The sequence below is a fragment of the Chryseobacterium sp. C2(2020) genome, from assembly GCF_014218915.1.
Lineage (GTDB): Bacteria > Bacteroidota > Bacteroidia > Flavobacteriales > Weeksellaceae > Chryseobacterium > Chryseobacterium mucoviscidosis.
Genome location: NZ_JACLCT010000076.1, coordinates 1 through 5,001, shown reverse-complemented (window position 1 = coordinate 5,001; position 5,001 = coordinate 1). Strand labels below are relative to the sequence as shown.

General features: G+C 37.4%; 2 protein-coding genes. Both read right to left on the bottom strand.

All coding sequences use genetic code 11. The features are described from left to right. The coding region (locus H6W52_RS20790) for a DUF6443 domain-containing protein (RefSeq protein WP_185216954.1) at window positions 1–2,481 on the bottom strand (2,481 nt) is incomplete at its 3' end. Between the two features lie 7 nt (window positions 2,482–2,488). Continuing rightward, window positions 2,489–4,936: a hypothetical protein gene (locus tag H6W52_RS20785; RefSeq protein ID WP_116100157.1), complete on the bottom strand. Its 2,448-nt coding sequence runs from the start codon at window positions 4,934–4,936 to the stop codon at window positions 2,489–2,491. Between the last annotated feature and the right edge of the window lie 65 nt (window positions 4,937–5,001).

Genomic DNA, 5,001 nt, shown 5'->3' with positions numbered 1-5,001 from the left:
TTCTGCGCTGCCATTGGTGTTTTTAAAGTAGCTTACTCTAATGTTCCCCAAATGGTCTGTATAGCTGTAAATATACTTATTATTTTCGAAATTATAATATCCTTCTGCGGTTGGAACAAATTTTAAAGTAAGTACAGAGGGAATTCCTTTTTTTCCGTCCGCTTCGTACTGAAAACCATCGAGATATTCTGTTACTTTTGAGGACAACTGAGTAATTGTTCCTAAAGGATTATAAGGCGCATAATTGTAAACTTTTCTTAATTTGGTACCATCCGCACGATAAAGATAAGAGGTGTTTTCATTAATCCTTCCCGTACGGGTAGATAATCCTGTATTGAATTTCAAATAATCTGGTTTGTTCAGTATGTTGTACTCAATCTGCAAAATTCCTTTATCTATCTGGCTGGTCATATTTCCGTTGGCATCATAAGAGATGGTGTTTCCTGAAGTATCAGGGTAACCGCTGTAATTGGTAGAGCTGTCGGTAACAGAAGTAAGCTTATTACCCGAATAAACATAACTAAGATTATCCATCAGTGATGCTGTTCCGGAAATCCCTTTCGTATATCTTTGGAGCGAAATAATATTTCCTCCGAGATCATAGCCCGCAATTTCGTTGTAGAAATTGTTTTGAGGAACGGAAGCTTCCGGTTCAGCATAAATTCCCTGGCTCAGTCTGTTCAGATTGTCATACTGGTAAGTGTATTTTCGCAATATATGATCCTGTGCAGATTTCCAGCTTACAGAAGATATACTTCCACTGTATTTTCCTGCAGAGGTGTCAGTAGGATCAAAATAAGACAGAGAGTATGCAAAAAGATCGGTTCCAAGATTTGCAGGATCATTTATTGTAGTAATAGCTCCTCTTAGATTATAGGTGTAGTCTATACTCTGAAGATTGTTTCCCACCTTTTTATTGGTAAGCTGGGAAAGTTCGTTGTATGAGTTTTGAGACAGCAGTTCCTGAGGATTACTGTTTACCTGGTGCCACTGTTTTTTCAGGCGGTTTTGGCTGTCGTATTCATACGTCTGAGAGATTATTTTCTCGGTGTCGGAAGACAATCTTTTATGATAAATCTTAGTCTGCAGAACCACACCCGTAAAATCCAGAGAAGATTCTGTTTTGGTATAGCCCCCTAAATGATTAATCGCATAGGTTCCGATAGGTCTCCTGTTTGTATCATACCATATATAGCTTTTTGTCCAGTTATCATCCTCAATATTCTTCACCATCGAGAGTGTGGGAAGAGTCTGGGTATTCACAGCATCGGCGGCATTATCGCCAATGGTATTACTTCCCATAATCTGAGCAGGTCTTGCAGGGCCGTTCTGAAGATAGGTATCGTAATAATTGATGGTAAGAATCTTTGTAAACACAGCAGGGTAGGCAGAGTTTGTATAATATGCCGTTACTCCGTTCGCATCAAATCCTGTTGTATTTCTGCTCTCATTCAGTGCAGAAGAGCTGTTTGCCAAAGTCTGTTCAGCCTGCCTTCCTGTACTTCCATAGTTTTGTGCACTTGTATAAATTCCTGTGTAAAGTACTCTTCCGAACTGGTCGTATTTCGTGAAAAGCCATTGTTTTAATGCTCCCGTATTGGCATTCTGAGATAAGATCATACGATCCTGCTTATCATACACCATATATTCCCATCCTTTTCCGGGAATCTTCTTTTCCACCAGCCTGTTCCAGCCGTCATAATGATACTGGTAGCAAAGATTGTCTAATGTAGTTTGATCTACCTGTCCTGATTGTGCCGCTAAAGGAGGGATTACATAAGCCAACTGTCCATATTCGTTATAAATATAGTAGGTATCTGCGTTTTTATTTCCGTCTTTCCTTCTTAACAGAACCGTTTGTCCTTTTTTATTTTTAAATTCTATACTTACATTATTATCCTCATTTGTAACTACATTCTTTGTAAGCGTACTGCCTGCATAGTTACCGGAATTGGCAATGGTATATTTCGTTCTTCCTTCCAACCAGTCTGTAGAAATAGTGTACTTTCTTACTTCACCATCTTCGTTGGTATTGTAATTAAAATTCACAGCTTTATTCGCCCAGTTATTACCTGCCTGTATCTGCTGCAGAACCCTTTCCAGCGGCGAGTTTTCCAAAATTTTCTCAGAATAGATCTTTTCTGCTCCGTAGATTGCGGAAGCATTGGCTAAAGGAGAGGTGTAGAGCGCTCCGTTCTGGGTTGTTGCCTGCGGAACAGGCAAATAGCTTTTTGTCTGTCTTCCGAACGGGTCATATTCTATATGGTTTACGACATCGCGTCCCAGCGGTGTTGCTTTGATATCGATCGTCTGCACAGGCTTTCCCCAACCGTCAAAATACTGGACGTTTTCAGAAACTTTAGAGCAATCTCCGTTAAGACATGTTTTGCTATATACGTAGTTTTCCGAGGAAGTAAGATTGGTCTGTGCAAAATACATCGCTACAAACAGCAAACCTGAAATACTTAAAATCTTTTTCATAATAACATTAGTGTTTATAGTTGTATTGATATTCTTTTAATGTTTTGAATGATACTGTTCCGGATGAATCCTTTTCCATTCTCTTTACTCTTTTTAGTCTTCCTGCATCATCATATTCATACACTTCTCTTAAACCGGAAGGGGGAGTTGTGGTAGTGATTCCCGAAATGGGATCGTATGTATAAGTCGTTATCGGATAATTGGCTAATGCAGGTTTTTTTCTGAAGTTATCCAAAGCGGTAAGCAATGCCGGTTCATAGGTTCCGTTCAGGTTATCTGCATCAGAAAGAGTAATAATATCTGTAGCCAAAGAAGCAATCTGGCTGTATGCTGCACCTTCCACCTTTGCAATCAACGAGGTTTTATTATATCCGTAGACCAAGGCTGTTGTTAAACCTCCCGGACTTGAAACCTGAAGAAGATTGCCCTTGTCATCATACAGATCCATCTTTACGCTTTCTTTTGTACTTCCGTCTGCTATATTGGTTGTAACCACAGAAGTAGGGAGCAGGGAAGAATTGGCAAACAGGGTGGATGATTTTGATACCGTTTTTCCGTTCTCTTTCTCTTCAGTTTTTACAGGAAACCCTTTCATATATGCATTTTCCAGATGAGCATATCCTGATATATTGATTGGATAAGTCAGGAATTTTTCCTTTATATCCCCGTCAACAACCGATTTCATATAATACGGCTTGAAATTGAGATTGCTGATCTGCGTTTCAGACTGGTTTTCCAGCACTTTTCCTCCCGGATAAAATAATTTCTCTACCTGAGTTGTCTTTGTAATATATGCAGGTTTGCTGGAGTGTTTTTGAGATAAAATATTCAACGGATATTCAGCATCAGAATAGTTGGCAAACTCATAATTGATTTCTTTTGATGCCAATAAAGTATTTTGCTGATCATAAATCTCTTCTTTAGAAGGCAGCCCGTTTTTCGTTAGATTATAGTATGACCAGAAAAATGCGGGTTCTAATTGAGTTCCTCCATTCTGAATCTTTGGGTAATCATGGGGAGTTTTAAAAGTCTTGTTGGTATATCCTTTTCCGTTCTCAAAAACTTTTACATTATTATAAAGTACATACGGTGACATAGGATCATCTTCGGTATCTCTTTCGTTGTAAAATAAATATCCGCTGCTGCTGTTATTTAAAGTAAAAGAATCATATCCGTAACTGATCGTTTTTTCCGGTGTGGTTTCCGAAATATTTTTATAATATTTTATATTCTTAATTCTCTGCCCTTTCGCAGGAAGAGAATTTCTAAAAGGACCCGGTAAAAATTTAGTACCTGTAATTCCAAAAGTTCCAATTCCTTTTGCTCCGTCTGCCGATGATACTTCAAGGGTATAGTTTCCCGGATTGTTGGAAAATACAGGATTGCTATAATTGGCTGCTGCATTGCTATACTGCCCGCTCCAGATTTCCTGACTGCCTTTTTTCAATTTGAAATTAAGGCGCGGATGTATATCCGGTGGCGGTAACTGCGAACCGATGGGATCATTGGGATCCGGCATTTCCGGTTCAGGATATGTAAAAGTATCTAAGTTGATGAACAGCTCAAACCTTTTTATTTTGGCAGGATCTCCCGGTATGGTAAAATTATATATTTGTGTAGTTTCGCTATTTAGCGGAGAATTTACTAATGTTTCTTTAGTTTGAATGGCAGGATCAAAGCCATATGCTTCCATATAAGCTACATATTCAGGATCACTATAATTAAAATACTGTTCATTACTTTCAAAATTATACTGGATAACTCCTCCTGTTGGAGTCACCACTTTTTCCAGCATACCATCCGTTACACGTCCTATAAAATCTGTAATATTATTATAAATAAAAGATGTTTCTTCTATTTTAACGTTGTTTTTATCATTTTTTCTTATGGAAGCCAGTACACGTTTTCTCTTAGCTTCCTCATCATAAGGATGCGTAAGAATGCTGTTATTAATCAAATAACTGTAATAGGTTTCCCCTGCAGGATTTTTTAAAATAATTTTATTTAAGGTGAACGGATCATTCACCGTCTCTTTCAGGCTTTCATCATAAGCAAAATCAAATGTAACTTCACCCTTTGGAGTTTTGATAGATTTTATTTTACAGTACTGATATTCAATCTTACCTCCGGGAAAAATCTTATTTTTCTTCTCATATTGAAGTGTTGCAATTTCAACACCTATCGGATTGACAATTTTTGTTAAAAAATAAGATGATTTAAATGTTGGAGCCACAAAAACAGAATTTGAACAGGGATATTGTCCATAATCATATTCCTGAAAATAATATTTGTAACCGTTATCTGCTGTTATAGTAAAATTATCAGCTTTAAATGTAGTTGTATTGCTGTCCCTTACGTATTCGATTTTAGCATTATTAGGGCTAAGATTAATAAGGCTGAATGTATTGGCAGCTACGTCTCTTTTTATTCTGAATTTTCCTGACTGGATATGCAAATAAAAATTCCAGTATAAGTTAAGCTACATTTTGATAAATTTTGTTTTGATTGTTAAACTCTTCA